The following is an 18,326-nucleotide window of genomic DNA, read 5'->3' as shown; positions in this document are numbered from 1 at the left end:
CCGACGCACTTGACAGTTCAACCATGAGGAGGGTGACGTGGAGCACACACGGTGGCTCGACGACGAGGAACAACGGACATGGCGGGCATTCCTCGCCGCGACCCGGCTCGTCCTCGACCGCGTCGAGCGACAGATGTCGCAGGAGTCCGGCATCCCGCAGACCTACTACGAGCTGCTCGTCCGGCTCTCCGAGGCGCCCGACCGCACGCTGCGGATGAGCGCGCTGGCCGACACCGCCCTGTCCTCGCGCAGCCGGCTCTCGCACGCCGTGGCCCGCCTGGAGGAGACCGGCTGGGTCGAGCGCAGCGCCTGCCTCACCGACCGCCGTGGCTCCTTCGCCCGGCTCACCGACGAGGGCATGGCCGCTCTCGAGGCCGCCGCGCCCGGGCACGTCGAGACGGTCCGCACCGCCGTGTTCGACCCGCTCACCCGCGACCAGCAGGCGGCCCTGCGCGACGTCGCGGAGACCATCGTCGCCGCCCTGGCCGACGGGGCGCACCCGCTCGGCGTCGGCGCCCCCGAACCCGCCACCGCGGACCACACCTGAGCGCACGCGGCGCTCGTCACCGCACGACCACCCCCGACCCGACACAGTCCTAGGCTGGAGACATGGCAGACACGCACGTCGACGTCCTCGTCCTCGGAGCCGGCCCCGGCGGCTACGTGGCCGCGATCCGCGCCGCGCAGCTCGGGCGCAGCGTCGCGGTCGTCGAGGACAAGTACTGGGGAGGGGTCTGCCTCAACGTGGGCTGCATCCCCTCGAAGGCGTTGCTGCGCAACGCCGAGCTGGCCCACATCTTCAACCACGAGAAGAAGACGTTCGGCATCTCCGGCGAGGCCTCGTTCGACTACGGCGCCGCCTTCGACCGCTCCCGCGTCGTCGCCGACGGCCGCGTCAAGGGCGTCCACTTCCTGATGAAGAAGAACAAGATCACCGAGATCGACGGCCGCGGCACGTTCGTCGACGCGCACACCGTCGAGGTGGCGCTCAACGGAGGCGGCACGCAGACCGTCACCTTCGACGACGTGATCATCGCCGTCGGCACCGAGACCCGGCTGCTGCCCGGCACGTCGCTGTCGGAACGGGTCGTCACCTACGAGGAGCACATCGTCACGCGCGACCTGCCGCGCAGCGTGATCATCGCCGGGGCCGGCGCGATCGGGGTCGAGTTCGCCTACGTCATGGCCAACTACGGCGTCGACGTGACGATCGTCGAGTACCTCGACCGGCTGCTCCCGCTCGAGGATGCCGAGGTGTCCAAGGAGCTGGCCAAGCACTACCGCAAGCTCGGCGTCACGGTCCTCACCTCGACGAAGGTCGAGTCGATCGACGCCGGCGGCGACCGGGTCACCGTCCGGATCTCCGACGCCGAGGGCGAGCGCGAGCTCACCGCCGACAAGGTCGTGCAGGCCATCGGGTTCAAGCCCCGCACCGAGGGCTACGGCCTGGAGAAGATCGGCGTGGAGCTCACCGAGCGCGGCGCCATCGCGATCGACGACCACATGCGCACCAACGTGGCGAACGTCTACGCGATCGGCGACGTCACGGCCAAGCTGATGCTGGCCCACGTCGCCGAGGCGCAGGGTGTCGTCGCCGCCGAGACGATCGCGGGTGCCGAGACCGTCGAGCTCGAGTACGTGATGATGCCGCGCGCCACGTTCTGCCAGCCGCAGGTCGCGAGCTTCGGCTACACCGAGGCGCAGGCCCGCGAGCTCGCCGACGAGAAGGGCTGGAAGATCGTCGTCGCCAAGTTCCCGTTCACCGCCAACGGGAAGGCCCAGGGCCTGGGCGACGCGTCGGGCTTCGTCAAGCTGATCGCCGACGAGACCTACGGCGAGCTGCTGGGCGGGCACCTGATCGGCCCCGAGGTGACCGAGCTGCTGCCCGAGCTGACGCTGGCCCAGAAGTGGGACCTGACCTCGCACGAGCTGGCGCGCAACGTGCACGCGCACCCGACGCTCTCGGAGGCGCTGCAGGAGGCGATCCACGGCCTCGCCGGCCATATGATCAACTTCTGAGTCACGGCGCGGTCAGAGCCGCGCCAGCCACCACTCGGCGAGTATCCGGCTGTCGGGCGCGAACGGCCACGCGGGATCGGCCAGCCGCGCCCGCAGCTCGTCGACGGGCATCCACCAGCTCTCGGCCACCTCGGAGGCCTGCGTGACCACCGGCCCGTCCCAGCGGGCCTCGAACGCGAACAGGTGGCAGCGCAGGCCCTGCGGCCCGCCCAGCCCCGGGCCGGGCCCGGACTCCCACGCCCTCGACAGCACCGGGGTCAGCTCCACACCCCGGACCCCCAGCTCCTCGGCCAGCTCGCGGGCCGCGGTCTGCGCGGGCGTCTCACCCGGGTCGACGACCCCGCCGGCCACACAGTCGTGCACACCGGGCATGACCAGCTTCGTGTCGGCCCGCCGGTGCACGTGGACGCGGGTGCCGTCCACGCTGCGCAGCAGGACGCCGGCGCTGCCGTGCCACAGCGACCGCGCGTACACCTCGCCGCGCGCCAGGGTGCCGATCTGGTGGCCGGCGGCGTCGTAGAGGGCGATCGGCTCGGCGGCGGGATCGGACACGTGGCCGAGTCTCGCACCCGCCGGGTCCGTCTCACGCCGCCCCGCCGACGACACCGCGGGATAGGCTCGGCCAATGCATGTCGACGTCGCCGCCGGGGCCGGTTCGTGACCGCCCGCCGCATCATGGGCACCGAGGTCGAGTACGGGATCTCCGTCCCGGGCGACCCGACCGCCAACCCGGTCATCACCTCCACCCAGATCGTCCTCGCCTACGCCGCGGCGCAGGAGATCCCGCGCTCGCGGCGGGCCCGCTGGGACTACGAGGTGGAGTCCCCGCTACGCGACGCCCGCGGTTTCGACCTGTCGGCGCCCACGCTGAGCCCGCAGAACGACTCCGAGCTCGACGACCTGGGCGCCGCCAACGTCATCCTCACCAACGGCGCCCGGCTCTACGTCGACCACGCCCACCCCGAGTTCTCCACCCCGGAGGTCACCACGCCACGTGACGTCGTGGCCTGGGACAAGGCGGGGGAGCGGATCATGGAGGAGGCGGCGATGCGCGCCGCCACTGTGCCGGGCGCGCCACGGATCCAGCTGTACAAGAACAACATCGACGGCAAGGGCGCCAGCTACGGCACCCACGAGAACTACCTGATGTCGCGGCAGACGACGTTCCCGTCGATCGTGTCCGGCCTCACCCCGTTCTTCGTGTCGCGCCAGGTCGTGACCGGGTCCGGGCGGGTCGGGATCGGCCCGTCGAGCGACGAGGCCGGCTACCAGCTCTCCCAGCGCGCCGACTACATCGAGGTCGAGGTCGGCCTGGAGACCACGCTCAAGCGCGGCATCATCAACACCCGCGACGAGCCGCACGCCGACGCCGACAAGTACCGCCGGCTGCACGTCATCATCGGCGACGCCAACATGAGCGAGTACTCGACGCTGCTCAAGGTCGGCACGACCGCGCTGGTCCTCGACATGATCGAGCACGGCATCCGGTTCGACGACCTGCGGCTGGCCGAGCCGGTGAAGTCCGTGCACCGCATCAGCCACGACCCCGGCCTGACCACGACCGTGGAGCTGCTCGACGGCCGGAAGATGACGGGCGTCGACCTGCAGCGGATCTATTTCGACAAGGCCCGCGCGCACGTCGAGAACACCCAGGGTGGCGACGTCGACGCGGCGACCGCCGAGGTCCTGCAGCTGTGGGGCGAGGTCCTCGACGACCTGGCCCGCGACCCGATGAGCACCGCCGACCGGCTCGACTGGACGGCGAAGCTGCGACTGCTCGAAGGGTACCGCGAGCGCGACGGCCTGAACTGGAACGCCGGCCGCCTCGCGCTTGTCGACCTGCAGTACTCCGACGTGCGGATGGGCAAGGGCCTCTACAACCGGCTCGCGGCCCGCGGCTCGATCAAGCGCCTCGTCAGCGAGGACGACGTCGCCGCCGCGGTGCAGTCCCCGCCCGACGACACCCGCGCCTACTTCCGCGGCCGCTGCCTGGAGCGCTACCCCGCCGAGGTGGCCGCGGCGTCGTGGGACTCGGTCATCTTCGACCTCGGCCGCGAGTCGCTGGTGCGGATCCCGACCCTCGAGCCGCTGCGCGGGACCCGCCGGCACGTCGGCGAGTTGATCGACGGTTCGCGTACCGCCGAGGAGCTCGTGGAGGCCCTCACCCGGGGCTGACCTGGGCAACGTCGCCGTGGATCACCCCGTCCGGGGGAACGGGCGCTGGCCGGACGCGCCGACGACACCGACGTCGATCACGGGCGTGTCGGCTCCGCGGTCGGTATCCTGACGGGACCGGACCTCGGCCCGGCGCTCCTGTACGGGGTGTCGGCCGGGACCCAGCCCCGAACTCGGGGTGAGCGAGGAGGAGACGGCGATGTCGCAGGAGCAGACCAAACGTCAGGGCGGTGGCGGCGGGGACGACGAGGACGGCTCCGGCGCCGAGGCCGCGGGTCAGGAGCGTCGCGAGAAGCTCGGCGAGGACGTGGACACGATCCTCGACGAGATCGACGACGTCCTCGAAGAGAACGCGGAGGAGTTCGTCCGCGCCTACGTCCAGAAGGGCGGCCAGTAGCCGTCCGCCGCGACCGTGGCCGGCGTGCGCCGGCCCGGTCGTCCGCAGTACCGTGCCGCCCGGTGGGTCCGGTCCACGAGACCGGTCCGCCGGGCGGTGTGACGCCGACACCGCGTCACGAACGTGGGGACCGAAGCGTCACGATCAGGGACCGGTGACCCGTCGAGGGTTTCCGGCCGCACGAAGGAGAGGTACGCACCCGACCATGGACCACCGGTCGCCGCTCGACGCACGACACCCCGGCCTGCTCGACCCGTTCACCGCTCCGGCGACCGCGTCGTTCACCGACTACGTCGCCGCCACCGCCCCCCACCTGCTGCCCGGCCGTCCCACCGGGGCCCACGCCGCCGCGCACGCGGGCGCGGGCCTCGACGTGCCGCACGGCACCACGATCGTCGCGCTCGTCTGCGCCGACGGCGTCGTCATCGCCGGCGACCGGCGCGCCACCTCGGGCAACGTCATCGCCCAGCGCGACATCGAGAAGGTCTTCGTCACCGACTCCTACTCCGCCGTCGGCATCGCGGGCTCCGCGGGCATCGCGCTGGAGATGGTCCGGCTGTTCACCGTCGACCTGGAGCACTACGAGAAGATCGAGGGCGTCCCGCTCTCCCTCGACGGCAAGGCCAACAAGCTCGCCGGGATGGTCCGGCAGAACCTCGGCGCCGCCATGCAGGGCTTCGTCGTCGTCCCCCTGTTCGTCGGCTACGACACCGACGCCGCCGACGCCTCGAAGGCCGGCCGCATCGTCACCTACGACCCCACCGGCGGCCGCTACGACGAGTGGCTCGGCTACCACTCGGTCGGCTCCGGCTCGGTGTTCGCGAAGTCGTCGATGAAGAAGCTGCACGACCCCGCGCACGACCTGCCGCGCACGATCCGGACCGCGATCGAGGCGCTCTACGACGCCGCCGACGACGACACCGCCACCGGTGGCCCGGACACGGTGCGGCGCATCTACCCGATCGTCGTGAGCATCACCGCCGAGGGCGCCCACCGCCGCCCGGAGGAGGAGATCTCCGGCATCGTCGACCAGGTGATCGCCGGGCGCACGGAGAAGCCGGGAGGCTGACGTGTCGTCCCCGACCACCCCGCACGTACTCACGACCCAGGAGCGCTCCCCGTGACGATGCCGTTCTACTCCTCCGTCGACCAGCTGCTGCGCGACCGCTCGGAGCTGGCGCGCAAGGGGATCGCCCGCGGGCGCAGCGTCGTCGTGCTGACCTACGCCGGCGGCGTGCTGTTCGTCGCTGAGAACCACTCGACCGCGCTGCACAAGGTCTCGGAGATCTACGACCGCATCGGCTTCGCCGCCGTCGGCCGCTACAACGAGTTCGAGAACCTGCGCACCGGTGGCATCCGCGCCGCCGACGTCCGCGGCTACTCCTACGACCGGCGCGACGTCACCGGCCGCTGGCTGGCCAACGTCTACGCCCAGACCCTCGGCTCGATCTTCATCGACCAGCAGAAGCCGTTCGAGGTCGAGGTGTGTGTCGCCGAGGTCGGTGCGACCGCAGCGGCCGACCAGCTCTACCGCATCACCTACGACGGCTCCATCACCGACGAGCCGAAGTTCGTCGTGATGGGCGGGCAGACCGAGCCGATCAGCGCGAAGCTCGGCGAGACCTTCGAGCCGGGACAGGAGCTGGCCGACGCGATCGGTGTCGCCGTCGGCGGCCTGCAGGCCGGGGGTGCCCCCGGACCCGGCAACGGCGCGAACGCCGAGGAGCGGATCCTCGGGGTCAGCGCCCTGGAGGTCGCGGTCCTCGAACGCGGGCGGCCGCGACGCTCGTTCCGCCGCATCACCGGCGCCGCGCTGCGGGAGCTGCTGCCCGCCGCCAACCGCGGCGCCGACGACGCCGAGCCCGAGGTCGGGGGCGACGACGCCCCGGCCGCCGCCGGCGCCGACCCCACGCCGGAGAGCTGATGCGCCGTGCGCCCTTGACCTGAACCCGGGTCGAGGGCGCACCGTGTGGGCATGGCCGTCGAGCTGAACCACACGATCGTCAACTCCACCGACGCGGACGCCGAGGCGAGCTTCGTCGCCGAGATCCTGGGCCTCCCGGTCCCGACCCGGTTCGGGCCCTTCACCGTGGTCGAGGTCGCCAACGGGGTGAGCCTCGACTTCATGACCGACGCCTCGCCGACCCCGCAGCACTACGCGTTCCTGATCAGCGAGTCCGAGTTCGACGAGGTCGCCGCCCGGCTCGCGGGCCGCGACACCTGGGCCGACCCGGGCCACCGCACCGCCGGGCACAACACCCACAACGGCGGCCGCGGCATGTACTTCGACTCGCCGAGCGGCCACAACCTCGAGGTCCTGACGACCCCGTACGCGTGAGGCCCGGGCCCCGGGGTCAGGGGTAGCGGCGCAGCTCCACGCCGTTGCCGTCCGGGTCGCGCAGGTAGATGCCCTCGCCCTGGCCGCGGGCACCGAACAGCGACCGCGGCGGGGCCACCCCGTGCTCGGCGGCCAGCGCCGCCAGGTCGACGCCGTCGACGACGAGGGCCAGGTGCCCCATGTTCTGCCCGTCGCGCACCCCGCGCTGGACGTCGACGATCGTGTCGGTGCTGACCCGCAGCGACGCGAACGGCACCTCCCCGCGGCGCCACTCCTGCAGGCGCAGCACCTCGAGGCCGAGCACCTCGCGGTACCAGGCGATGAGCCGCTCCGGGTCGGCGGAGACGAGCACGACGTGGTCGAGCGCGGTCACCCTCACCGGTCGATCCGCTCCTCGTGGGCGTACACGTTCATCGTCTCCCCGCGCAGGAACCCGACCAGCGTCATCCCCGCCTCGGCGGCGAGCTCCACCGCCAGCGACGACGGCGCCGACACCGCCGTCATCATCGGCACCCCGGCCATGACGGCCTTCTGCACCAGCTCGAACGACGCCCGGCCCGACACCATCAGCACGGTGCCCACGGCGGGGACCGCACCGTCGAGCAGGCGGCGACCGAGCACCTTGTCGACGGCGTTGTGCCGGCCGACGTCCTCGCGGGCGACGATCAGCTCGCCGGCGGCGGTGAACAGCGCGGCCCCGTGCAGCCCGCCGGTGGAGGAGAAGACCTTCTGCGCCTCCCGCAGGGCGTCGGGCAGCTCGACGATCGTGCGGTAGTGCACCCGGACCTGGTCGGCGGCGGGGGAGAAGCGGGACTTGAGCTTCACCGCGTCGAGCGAGGCCTTGCCGCACACGCCGCACGAGGACGTGGTGTAGAAGTTGCGCTCCAGCGACGTGTCGGGCGGCTCGACGCCGGGGGCGAGGGTGACGTCGAGGACGTTGTAGGTGTTGTTGCCCTCGTCGTCGAGGGAGTCGCAGTAGCGGGCGGAGAGCAGGTCGCCGGGGGAGCCGATGACGCCCTCGGTGAGCAGGAAGCCGTGCGCGAGCTCGACGTCGTGGCCGGGGGTGCGCATGGTGACCGACAGGGGCTTGCCGTCGACGCGGATCTCCAGCGGCTCCTCGGCGGCGAGCGTGTCGGGGCGGCGGCGTTCCTGCCCGTCGGGCCCGAGCCGCAGCACCGGTCGTCGCACCGTGACCCGGCCCATGTCCACTCCCGTCCGGCGCAGCCGCGGTCGGTCGCGCCGCCCTCCAGAGTAGGAGCCGCGGGCCGCGGTTCCTACTCCGGAGACCGGTCACGGCGGCCCCGGGCGCGCCCGCCCGGCCGCGCGGGTCCCGGCCCGGCCCCGATCGCGAGATGCACGCGGGTCGCGACATCGCGGGAGGACCGCGCCGAGGCACGTCGCGGCGGCCCGTCGTAGCATCGCCGCCCATGAGGAGCGGGCTGTCGGGGACCGCGCGGGCGGCGGGGATCGTGCTGGCCGGGGGACGGTCGTCGCGGATGGGCACGTCGAAGGCCGACCTGGACTGGTTCGGGACGCCGCTGCTGGCCCGGATGGTCGGGCTGGTCGGGCGGGCCGTCGACGGGCCGGTGGTGGTCGTGCGCGCCCCCGGACAGGGCCTGCCGCCGCTGCCGGCGGGGACCGAGGTGGTCGACGACCCCGTCGAAGGGCGGGGCCCGTTGCAGGGCATCGCGACCGGCCTCGACGCCGTCACCGGCCGGGCCGGGGCGGCGTTCGTCACCGCCACCGACCTGCCGCTGCTGCACCCCGCCTACGTGCGCCGGGTGCTCGCGCTGCTGGACGAGCACACCGACGTCGTCGTCCCGCAGGCCCACGGCCATCCGCAGCCGCTCGCCGCCGCCTACCGGGTCGCGCTCGCACCGCTGGTCACCAGCCTCGTCGACGACGGGGTCCGCCGCCCACCGGACCTGTTCAGCCGGTGCCGGGTGACCCGCCCCGACGAGGCGGTGCTCCTGGCGGACACCGCGCTGGCCCGGGCCGATGCCGAGCTCGACTCGCTGCGCAACATCAACACCCCCGACGAGCTGGCGGCCGTGCGGGCCCGGCCCGCGCCGCGGGTCGTGGTGGCCGAAGGGCCGCCGGTCGCCGCCCGCACCCTCGGCGACGCGACGACGCTGCTGGCGGCCCGGCACGGCTCGGCGGCCCGGATCGTGCTGGCCGGAGCCGTCGGTGTCACCGATCCCGCCACGCCGCTCGTGCCCGGCGACGTCCTCGCGGTGCGGGTCACGCCGGGCCCGGCCGGGGTGGTCGCGGGGCACGCGGCCTCACGCCGGGCCTGACGGAGCCCGCGGCGCAGGCATATCGTGGACGCCGTCAGCCCTGACGTCACCGCAGTCGACCCGTGGAGGACCGATGCCCCGCCGTCCCCGGCACGTGAGGATCACCGAGCCGCTGGTGCGCGAGAACGGTGTGCTGCGCCCCGCGACCTGGGACGAGGCCCTCGACCGCGCCGCGGCCGGGTTCCGCGGCCGCAGCGGCGCCGAGTTCGGCATGTTCAGCTGCTCGAAGGCCACGAACGAGATGAACTACACCGCCCAGAAGTTCGCCCGGGTGGTGATGGGGAGCAACAACGTCGACTCCTGCAACAGGACTTGACACGCTCCCAGCGTCGTCGGTCTGACGGCAGTGTTCGGTGCCGGCGGCGGCACCTCCGCCTATGTCGAGGCGGAAGACGCCGACCTCCTCGTCCTGTGGGGCTCCAACGCGCGTGAGACCCACCCGATCTTCTTCCACCACGTCCTGCAGGGGCTGCGCAAGGGCACCCGGATGTACTCCGTCGACCCGCGGCGCACCTCCACCGCCCGCTGGGCCGACGGCTGGCTGGGTCTCGACGTCGGTACCGACATCGCGCTGGCCAACGCCATCGGCCGCGAGATCATCCACGCCGACCTGGTCAACCACGCCTTCGTGGACCGCGCGACGACGGGTTTCGACGAGTACGCGCGCACCGTGGAGCCGTACACCCTGGAACGGGCGGCGGAGATCACCGGTGTCGACGCCGCGCTGATCAAGGAGCTGGCCCACGCCTACGCCCGCGCCGACCGCGCCCAGATCTGCTGGACGTTGGGCATCACCGAGCACCACAACGCCGCCGACTACGTGTTCGCGCTGATCAACCTGGCGTTGCTGACCGGGCACGTCGGCCGCTACGGGTCGGGGCTCGTGCCGCTGCGCGGGCAGAACAACGTGCAGGGCGGCGGCGACATGGGTTCCATCCCGGCCAAGCTGCCCGGCGGCTACGACCTCGGCGACGACGAGGCCCGCGCCCGGTTCGAGGCGACGTGGGGCGCCCCGATCTCGCCGACGGCGGGCATGCACCTGTCGCAGATGTTCGAGGCGATGGAGGCCGGGACCCTCACGACCCTGTACTGCATCGGGGAGAACCCGGCGGAGTCCGAGGCCAACGCCACGCACGCCCGGCACCTGCTGGAGGGCCTGGACCACCTGGTGGTGCAGGACATCTTCCGCACGGCGACCGCCGACCTGGCCGACGTCGTGCTGCCCGCAGCCGCCGACTGGTGCGAGTACGAGGGCACCGTCACCAACAGCGAGCGACGGGTGCAGCGGGTCCGCAAGGCCCTCGACCCGCCCGGGCAGGCCCGGCCGGACACCCACATCATCTGCGCGGTCGCCGACCGCCTCGGCCACGACTGGGGCGAGCCGACGGCCGAGCAGGTGTGGGACGAGCTGCGCTCGCTGTCGCTGAACTGGCACCACGGCATGAGCTACGCCCGGCTGGACGAACACGGCGGGCTGCAGTGGCCGTGCCCGACCCTCGACCACCCGGGCACGCCGCTGATGCATGCCCGGCTGTGGTCGGACGACCCGGCCGAGCTGGGCAGGCCCGCGCCGTTCACGCCGGTCGAGCACGTGCCACCGGTGGACGCCCTCGACGCCGACTTCCCGATCCGGCTCACGACGGTCCGCCTGCTCGACGCCTACAACTCCGGCGTCCAGTCGGGCGGGTACTCGTCGCCGATGCGGCGCCGGGAGTCGCTGCGGATGGACCGGGAGGACGCCGCGCGGCTCGGGATCGGCGACGGCGAGCGGGTGCGCGTGGTGTCGCGGCGCGGGTCGGTCGAGGCGCCGGTGGCGCTGGACCCGTCGCTGCGGCCCGGGCTGGCGTCGTTCACCCCGCACTTCTCCGAGGAGGTCGACACGAACGTGCTGACCAACGACGCCTGGGACCCGAAGTCGGGCACGTCGGAGTTCAAGGCGACCGCGATCCGGATCGAGAAGCTGGCGGACACGGGTGAGCCTCGGCTGCCCGCCGCCGGAAGCTGAGTAGGGAGGCACGTGGACCTGCGTCTGTCGGGCGCCGAGGCGACCGCGGAGGAACGGGCGGCCGTCGACGCCCTGCTCGACCCGCTGCTGGGCCCCCGGGCCGCCGACGATCGCGCCGGCCCGGACTCCGGGCACGAGGCCCGGGGCCGCCGGCATCTGCTGCTGCCGGTGCTGCACGCGGTGTCCGACGCCGTCGGGCACCTGTCGGAGGGGGCGCTCAACCACGTCGCCACCCGGCTCTCGGTCCCTCCGGCCGACGTCTACGGCGTGGCGACGTTCTATGCCATGTTCGCCGTCGAGCCGCGGGCGCCACGCGTCGTGCACGTGTGCGACGACGTCGCGTGCGGCCCCGCCGGTGGTGAGGACCTGGCCGCCCGGCTGACCGCCGAACTGGGCCCCGCGGGCACGGGGGAGCAGGCCTGCTGGGTCCGCAGCCCCTGCCTGGGCCTGTGCGAGCGGGCTCCCGCGGTGATGTTCCAGCTGGCCGGGGAACCCGACTTCAGCCACGCCCCCGCACACGCCGACGACGTGGTGGCGGCGGCGCGGGGCGGCGCCACGGCCGTCGCGGCCGACGCCGCCTTCGCCGACCCCGGCGTCAGCGTCCCGCAGACCCGCACCCCGCGCGCGGAGACGCTGAAGCTGTTGCGCCGCATCGGGGTCGTCGACCCCGGAAGCCTCGACGACTACCGCGCCCACGGCGGCTACGAGGCCCTGCGGCGCGCCGTCGGCCTCGGCGCCGCCCGGGTGATCACCGAGCTCAAGGACTCGTCGCTGACCGGGCGGGGCGGCGCCGCGTTCCCGACCGGGGTCAAGTGGGAGGGTGTCGCGGCCGCCCCGGTCCGGCCGCACTACCTGGTCTGCAACGCCGACGAGTCCGAGCCCGGCACGTTCAAGGACCGGGTGCTGATGGAGTACGACCCGTTCGGGCTGGTCGAAGCGATGACGATCGCCGGCTGGGCCACCGGCTGCGAACGCGGCTACCTCTATGTCCGCGGGGAGTACCCGCTCGCGACCCGACGGCTGGAGCATGCGATCGCCGAGGCGCGCCGCCGCGGCTACCTGGGTGCGGACGTGATGGGCGAGGGCTTCACCTTCGACATCGAGCTGCGCCGCGGCGCCGGAGCCTACATCTGCGGCGAGGAGACCGCGTTGCTGAACTCCATCGAGGGGTTCCGCGGCGAGCCGCGCAACAAGCCGCCGTTCCCGAGCGTCTCGGGGCTGTTCGGCAAGCCGACAGTGATCAACAACGTCGAGACGCTGTACAACGTGCTGCAGGTACTCGACGCCGGCGGACCCGCGTTCGCCGCGGTCGGCGGCGGGCGGTCGACGGGCACGAAGCTGTTCTGCGTCTCCGGCGCGGTGCACACCCCCGGCGTCTACGAGGTCGAGTTCGGCACCACGCTGCGCGAGCTGCTCACCCTCGCCGGCGGGCTGCGCGGCGAGCTGCGCACCATCCTGCTCGGCGGGGCGGCGGGCGGGTTCGTCATGCCCGACCAGCTCGACGTCACCCTGACCCTGGAGGGCGCCCGCGAGATCGGGGCGACCCTCGGCTCGGGTGTCGTGCTCGCGTTCGACACCGACGCCGACCTCGTCGCCACCCTGCGCCGGATCGCCGAGTTCTTCCGCGACGAGTCCTGCGGGCAGTGCGTGCCCTGCCGCGTCGGGACCGTCCGGCAGGAGGAGGCGCTGGCCCGGCTCGAACGCGGCACCCCGATCGGCGACCGCGACACCGAGCTGGCGCTGCTCGACGACCTCGCCCGCGTCATGCGCGACGCCTCGATCTGCGGGCTCGGGCAGACCGCGCCGGCGGCGGTGCAGTCGGCGCTGGCGCTGCAGCTGCTCACCGCGCCCTCGGATCCGTCCTCGAACGGCCACAGGAAGGTGAGCACATGACGACGACCGCGCCGGTGATGCTGGGGGAGATCAAGCGGGTCATCACGCTGACCGTCGACGGCCGCGAGGTCCGCGTCCCCGAGGGCTCGACGATCCTGCAGGCCATGAAGGCCGAGGGCACGCCCGAGCAGGCCGACACCCCGACCCTGTGCTGGGCGCCCAACCTCGCCCCGGTCAACGCGTGCCGGGTGTGCGTCGTCGAGGTCGAGGGCTCCCGGGTGCTCGTGCCGTCGTGCGCGCGCACCGTCGAGGACGACATGGTGGTGCGCACCGACAGCGAGAAGGTGCGGCACTCGCGGCGGATGGTCCTGGAGCTGCTGGCGTCGTCGGTCGACATGAGCCAGGCGAGCGCCGACGTCGCCCGCTGGATGACCGAGTACGGCGTCGACGCCGAGCGCTACGGCCCGCCCGCCCCACCGGCCGCCGCGGGGGAGCGCGACCGCCGCCACGCCGGGCACCACCACGCCCCCGACGGGTCGCACGCCGAGACCGTCGCCCAGCCCGTGAAGATCGACAACGACCTCTACGTGCGCGACTACTCGCGCTGCATCCTCTGCTACAAGTGCGTGAAGGCCTGCGGCACCGACGCCCAGTTCACCTTCGCCATCACCGCCGCGGGCCGCGGCTTCGACGCCCGCATCGCCACCGAGCTCGACGCGGAGCTGCCCGACTCCGCGTGCGTGTACTGCGGCAACTGCATCGGGGTGTGCCCGACGGGCGCGTTGAAGTCGGTCCGCGAGCACGAGCTGCGCGAGGCCGACGACTGGCATCCCGAGGAGGAGACCGTCACGACGACGATCTGCTCGTTCTGCGGTGTCGGCTGCAACCTGGAGCTGCACGTGCAGCAGGGCTCGATCGTCAACGTCACCTCGCCGGCCGACCACTCGGTCACCCACGGCCACCTCTGCGTCAAGGGCCGGTTCGGGTTCCAGCACGTCCAGAACCTCTGAGCGCGCGCCAAGACCTTCCGGGGCCGCCGCGGGCGCGGCAGGGTGGGTGGACGGCTGCCCCGAGGAGGGACGCATGACGCTCTACACCGACATCCCGACCCGATCCGAGATCGACGCGCTGGTGCAGGTGGACGCGCCCGCCGCCGTCTCGATCTACCTGGAGACCGCGCCCGAGTCGTCGGGGGACGCGGAGCGGATCGCCTACAAGAACGCGGTCCGGGAGGCGTTGGCCCAGCTGGGTGACGTGGCCCGGAAGGACCACGAGGAGCTGGCGGAGCAGCTCGCCGTCCTGGAGGACGAGGACTCCGGGGACTTCTGGCGGCACCAGGCCCGCAGCCTGGCCGTGTTCGCGACGCCCACCTCGTTGCGCAGTTTCCGGCTGCCGAACCGGCTCGCACCACGGGCGGCCGGGGGGACACGGTTCCTCGTCCTGCCGCTCATGCGCGCCGTGACGTTCCCGCAGACGGCCTTCGTGCTGGCACTGGCGCAGGGGTCGGTCCGGCTGCTGGAGACCGTGCCCGACGCGGCGCCTCGGGAGGTGCGCGTCCCCGACATGCCCACCGACGTGGCGAGCGCGGTCGGCAAGTCCTCGATCAAGGACCGGGCGCCCATCCGCCGGCTGCAGGGCTCGGAGGGGCAGAAACTACGGATGGCCCAGTTCTCCCGGCTGGTCGACTCCGCGCTGCGCGAGGTGCTGCCGGGCCACGGGGTGCCGCTGGTCGTGGCCGCGACCGAACCGCTGGACAGCATCTTCCGCGCGCACTGCCGCTACCCGGACCTGGTGCCGCACAGCGTGCCCGGCAACCCGGAGGGGCGCGGCGACGGCGAGCTGGTCACCGAGGCCCGGACGGTCCTCGACGGCTGGTACGCCGACCGGCTGGAGCAGGAGAAGCGGACGTTCGCCGAACGCTCCGAGCAGGGCCGCACCTCGATCGACGTCGCCGAGCTGGCCCGCTTCGCGACCCGGGGCGCCGTGGAGACGCTGTTCGTCGACATCGACGCCGAGGTCCCCGGGCGCGTCGACCCGCTCGGCGAGGTGACCTTCGGTACGCCGGACACGGACGGCTCGGGCGGTGTGGTCGACGAGATCGCGCGGCGGGCGTGGCTCTCCGGCGCCCGGCTGCTGGCCGTGCGGCGCGAGGACGTCCCGCAGGGCGGGGACGTGGCCGCGACCCTCCGGTACGCACCGCCGGCCTAGCGTCCCGGCCGGCCGCCGGCTACCCGAGGTAGGGACGGTCGCGGCCCGACCACTGCTCCTCGTCGCGCCGGTACACCGGGATCGGCTTGTCGGCGACGCGGAACGTGTAGCGGCCCGCCTCCTCGACGACCTCGCCGTCGGTGGCGAGCATGCCCGGTGTGCGGAGCTCCACGTCGAGGTGGTCGACCTCGCGCTGGGTGTAGACCCTGCTGTGCCCCAACGCCCCCAGCATCAGCGCGAGGAACGCGCGGAGCCGGGAGAACCGGATGTCGGCGCGGATCCAGCGGACGTCGAGGAGCCCCGAGTCCAGCGTCGGGCGCCACGCCGGGACCATGCCCCGCGGGTGGTAGGGCCCGTTGCCGACGAACAGGAACCAGACCGTGTGCCAGCGGTCGTCGATCTTGACCTCGACCCGCTCGGACTTGCGCAGCACCGCCACCAGCGCCGCGACGAACGCCGGCCATTTGCCCCACCGCGGCTGCCACTTCTCCCGCAGCCGCACCAGCTCCGGGTAGGACCCGATGCTGGAGGTGTTGAGGAAGTACCAGGTCCGGGTGACCTCCTCGCTGACCGGATCCGTGCCCCGGCCCGGATGGGCCTCCACGAGCGCCAGGTCGACCGCGACGGCCTCGCCCGCCTGCGAGGCGTCGACGGCCTCCTGCAGGTCGTACACGCCGACGTCGCGGGCGAAGTGGTTGAGGGTGCCCGCCGGGACGAGCACCAGCGGCATCCCGTGCCGGTGGGCGACGGCCGCGACCGCGCCGACCGTCCCGTCGCCCCCGGCGACGCCGACCGCCCGCACCCAGCCGTCGGCCCGCGACAGCGCCTCCTCGAGCTGCTCGCCGACGTCGAGGCCATTCTCGGTACGCAGCACCCTGGCCCGGGGCAGGGCGGCCGCGATGTCGTCACCGGGGTCGACACCCTCCTCCCCGGCCATCGGGTTGACGATCATCACCAGGCCCTCGCCGCCGGGCAGCGGATCGACGCTGTCGACGGGCCGCGCCCGCGCCTCGTCGGTGCCCCGCACCGGCCACCAGCGCCGCGTCAGCAGGGCGACGCCCGACCCGAGGGCCGCGCCGGCCAGCACGTCGGAGGTCCAGTGCACGCCCACGTGGACCCGCGAGTAGGCCACCGCCGCGGCCAGCGGCGCGACGACCAGGCCGCGCCGGGGACTCTCCAGGGCGACCGCCGTGGCGAACGCCGCCGCCGACGCCGCGTGGCCCGACGGGAACGACGACGACGTCGGCGGGTCGTCGATCGTCTGGTAGGCGGGCAGCTCACGCGCCGCGGGGCGCCGCCGCGGCAGCAGCGGCTTGAGGACCGCGTTCGCGGTGAGACTCGCCCCGGCGATGCTCAGCACCCCGCGCTGGGCGGCCTTGCGGCCCGCGCCGCGGCGGGCCCCCAGGACCGCCGCCACCACGAACCACAACATGCCGTGGTTCGCCGCGGGGGACAGCGTCTTCATCACCGTGTCCAGCGCGCCGGGTGGGCGAGCCGCTATCCGACGCGATATCTCGCGGTCCCACACATCGATCCGCCGCAGCGGCCGAGTGCTCGTGACCTTCACCCGAGGGTCGACGCGCCGCAACCTGTCCCACACAGACGTGACCCTAGAGGCGGTTCTCCGCTTACGCTGAAGGGCATGCAGCGTCGGATCTACGGTGTGGAGACCGAGTTCGGGGTCACCTGCACCTTCCACGGCCAGCGCCGACTCTCACCGGACGAGGTGGCGCGCTACCTGTTCCGGCGTGTCGTGTCCTGGGGACGGTCGTCCAACGTCTTCCTCCGCAACGGAGCGCGGCTCTACCTCGACGTCGGGTCCCACCCCGAGTACGCCACCGCCGAGTGCGACTCCCTGAGCCAGCTCGTGGCCCACGACAAGGCGGGCGAACGCATCCTCGAGGACCTCCTCGTCGACGCCGAACGGCGGCTCGTCGACGAGGGCATCGGCGGCGACATCTACCTGTTCAAGAACAACACCGACTCGGCCGGCAACTCCTACGGCTGCCACGAGAACTACCTCGTCGCCCGCCAGGGCGAGTTCTCCCGGATCGCCGACGTCCTGCTCCCGTTCCTGGTGACCCGCCAGCTCATCTGCGGCGCCGGGAAGGTGCTGCAGACCCCGCGGGGCGCGGTGTACTGCCTGTCGCAGCGCGCCGAGCACATCTGGGAGGGCGTCTCCAGCGCCACCACCCGGTCCCGGCCCATCATCAACACCCGCGACGAGCCGCACGCCGACGCCGAGCGCTACCGCCGGCTGCACGTCATCGTCGGCGACTCGAACATGTCCGAGGTCACCACCCTGCTCAAGGTGGGCTCGGCGACGCTGGTGCTGGAGATGATCGAGGCGGGGGTCCAGTTCCGCGACTTCACCCTCGACAACCCGATCCGCGCCATCCGCGAGATCAGCCACGACCTCACCGGCCGGCGCACCGTCCGCCTCGCCGGTGGCCGCGAGGCCAGCGCCCTGGACATCCAGCGCGAGTACCACGCCCGGGCCGTCGAGCACATGCGCAACCGCGAGGGCGACGACAAGGCGATGGAGCGCGTCGTCGAGCTGTGGGGCCGCGTGCTCGACGCCGTCGAGACCCAGAACCTCTCCCTGATCGACCGCGAGATCGACTGGGCCATCAAGCACCGCCTCGTCGAGCGCTACCAGGAGCGCAACAACCTCGACCTCGCCCACGCCCGCATCGCCCAGCTCGACCTGGCCTACCACGACATCCGTCGAGGCCGCGGCCTGTTCGACCTGTTGCAGCGCAAGGCCATGGTCGACCGGGTCACCGACGACGGCGAGATCGAGGCCGCCAAGGACACCCCGCCGCAGTCGACGCGCGCCAAGCTGCGCGGCGACTTCATCGCCGCGGCCCAGGCCGCCGGGCGCGACTTCACCGTCGACTGGGTGCACCTCAAGCTCAACGACCAGGCGCAGCGCACCGTGCTGTGCAAGGACCCGTTCCGGGCGGTCGACGAACGCGTCGACCGGCTGATCGCCTCGCTCTGACTCGGGCATCCGACGCCCCGGGCGGGCATCGAACGGCTCCGGCCCCCACG

17 protein-coding genes are annotated in these 18,326 nt (G+C 73.0%); 13 read left to right on the top strand and 4 right to left on the bottom strand.

All coding sequences use genetic code 11. The annotated features are described in order from the left end of the window. Window positions 1-37: 37 nt before the first annotated feature. Both AB7F12_RS02620 and lpdA read left to right on the top strand, forming a co-directional pair. Window positions 38-547, top strand: coding sequence for a MarR family winged helix-turn-helix transcriptional regulator (locus AB7F12_RS02620; RefSeq protein WP_428498090.1), 510 nt, complete (start codon window positions 38-40; stop codon window positions 545-547). Window positions 548-609: 62 nt separating this feature from the next. After that, window positions 610-2,019 (top strand): dihydrolipoyl dehydrogenase, encoded by a 1,410-nt coding sequence (gene lpdA / locus AB7F12_RS02615; protein ID WP_428498089.1) that lies wholly within the window; start codon window positions 610-612, stop codon window positions 2,017-2,019. Between the two features lie 12 nt (window positions 2,020-2,031). Here the strand turns inward: lpdA and AB7F12_RS02610 are convergent, their stop codons facing one another. Continuing rightward, window positions 2,032-2,571, bottom strand: a complete 540-nt coding sequence (locus AB7F12_RS02610) for an NUDIX domain-containing protein (protein ID WP_428498088.1) — start codon at window positions 2,569-2,571, stop codon at window positions 2,032-2,034. Between the two features lie 123 nt (window positions 2,572-2,694). Here AB7F12_RS02610 and dop point away from each other — a divergent pair, with 123 nt between their 5' ends. From dop to AB7F12_RS02585, 5 genes are all read left to right on the top strand, one after another. Beyond that, window positions 2,695-4,194, top strand: a complete 1,500-nt coding sequence (gene dop / locus AB7F12_RS02605; RefSeq protein ID WP_428498115.1) for a depupylase/deamidase Dop — start codon at window positions 2,695-2,697, stop codon at window positions 4,192-4,194. Between the two features lie 199 nt (window positions 4,195-4,393). Further along, window positions 4,394-4,591, top strand: a complete 198-nt coding sequence (locus AB7F12_RS02600; protein WP_428498087.1) for a ubiquitin-like protein Pup — start codon at window positions 4,394-4,396, stop codon at window positions 4,589-4,591. A gap of 205 nt (window positions 4,592-4,796) precedes the next feature. After that, on the top strand, window positions 4,797-5,660 hold the full coding sequence (prcB, locus tag AB7F12_RS02595; RefSeq protein WP_428498086.1) for a proteasome subunit beta: 864 nt from the start codon (window positions 4,797-4,799) through the stop codon (window positions 5,658-5,660). Between the two features lie 51 nt (window positions 5,661-5,711). Then, a complete protein-coding gene (gene prcA / locus AB7F12_RS02590; RefSeq protein WP_428498085.1) occupies window positions 5,712-6,515 on the top strand; it encodes a proteasome subunit alpha in 804 nt (267 codons plus the stop codon). 51 nt (window positions 6,516-6,566) lie between these two features. After that, on the top strand, window positions 6,567-6,929 hold the full coding sequence (locus tag AB7F12_RS02585) for a VOC family protein (RefSeq protein WP_428498084.1): 363 nt from the start codon (window positions 6,567-6,569) through the stop codon (window positions 6,927-6,929). 16 nt (window positions 6,930-6,945) lie between these two features. On the opposite strand, the gene AB7F12_RS02580 is transcribed toward AB7F12_RS02585, so the two are convergent. Both AB7F12_RS02580 and fdhD read right to left on the bottom strand, forming a co-directional pair. Then, window positions 6,946-7,308 (bottom strand): VOC family protein, encoded by a 363-nt coding sequence (locus tag AB7F12_RS02580; protein ID WP_428498083.1) that lies wholly within the window; start codon window positions 7,306-7,308, stop codon window positions 6,946-6,948. Then, window positions 7,305-8,132 carry a formate dehydrogenase accessory sulfurtransferase FdhD gene (fdhD, locus tag AB7F12_RS02575; protein WP_428498082.1) on the bottom strand — a complete coding sequence of 276 codons (828 nt, stop codon included), beginning with the start codon at window positions 8,130-8,132 and terminating at the stop codon, window positions 7,305-7,307. Before fdhD ends, AB7F12_RS02580 begins: the two co-directional genes overlap by 4 nt. Before the next feature lie 224 nt (window positions 8,133-8,356). On the opposite strand from fdhD, the gene mobA reads away from it, so the two are divergent. The 5 genes from mobA to AB7F12_RS02550 all read left to right on the top strand — a co-directional run bounded on the left by mobA (window position 8,357) and on the right by AB7F12_RS02550 (window position 15,272). Beyond that, window positions 8,357-9,226, top strand: a complete 870-nt coding sequence (gene mobA, locus AB7F12_RS02570) for a molybdenum cofactor guanylyltransferase (RefSeq protein ID WP_428498081.1) — start codon at window positions 8,357-8,359, stop codon at window positions 9,224-9,226. Window positions 9,227-9,299: 73 nt separating this feature from the next. After that, window positions 9,300-11,231, top strand: coding sequence for a molybdopterin oxidoreductase family protein (locus AB7F12_RS02565; RefSeq protein ID WP_428498080.1), 1,932 nt, complete (start codon window positions 9,300-9,302; stop codon window positions 11,229-11,231). 12 nt (window positions 11,232-11,243) lie between these two features. After that, window positions 11,244-13,124, top strand: coding sequence for an NAD(P)H-dependent oxidoreductase subunit E (locus tag AB7F12_RS02560; RefSeq protein ID WP_428498079.1), 1,881 nt, complete (start codon window positions 11,244-11,246; stop codon window positions 13,122-13,124). Beyond that, window positions 13,121-14,074 (top strand): 2Fe-2S iron-sulfur cluster-binding protein, encoded by a 954-nt coding sequence (locus AB7F12_RS02555; RefSeq protein WP_428498078.1) that lies wholly within the window; start codon window positions 13,121-13,123, stop codon window positions 14,072-14,074. Before AB7F12_RS02560 ends, AB7F12_RS02555 begins: the two co-directional genes overlap by 4 nt. 73 nt (window positions 14,075-14,147) lie before the next feature. Beyond that, window positions 14,148-15,272, top strand: coding sequence for a hypothetical protein (locus tag AB7F12_RS02550; RefSeq protein ID WP_428498077.1), 1,125 nt, complete (start codon window positions 14,148-14,150; stop codon window positions 15,270-15,272). 19 nt (window positions 15,273-15,291) lie between these two features. Here the strand turns inward: AB7F12_RS02550 and AB7F12_RS02545 are convergent, their stop codons facing one another. Then, window positions 15,292-16,737 carry a bifunctional phosphatase PAP2/diacylglycerol kinase family protein gene (locus tag AB7F12_RS02545; RefSeq protein ID WP_428498076.1) on the bottom strand — a complete coding sequence of 482 codons (1,446 nt, stop codon included), beginning with the start codon at window positions 16,735-16,737 and terminating at the stop codon, window positions 15,292-15,294. Window positions 16,738-16,914: 177 nt separating this feature from the next. On the opposite strand from AB7F12_RS02545, the gene pafA reads away from it, so the two are divergent. Further along, the gene (gene pafA / locus AB7F12_RS02540) at window positions 16,915-18,276 is read left to right on the top strand and encodes a Pup--protein ligase (protein WP_428498075.1); all 1,362 of its coding nucleotides are present in this window, start codon (window positions 16,915-16,917) and stop codon (window positions 18,274-18,276) included. Window positions 18,277-18,326: the final 50 nt, after the last annotated feature.

It is taken from the genome of Pseudonocardia sp. (assembly GCF_050250275.1).
In the GTDB taxonomy this organism is placed as follows: Bacteria; Actinomycetota; Actinomycetes; order Mycobacteriales; family Pseudonocardiaceae; genus Pseudonocardia.
Note: the sequence above shows the minus strand (reverse complement) of the source record. Positions and strands in the feature narration are given on the sequence as shown.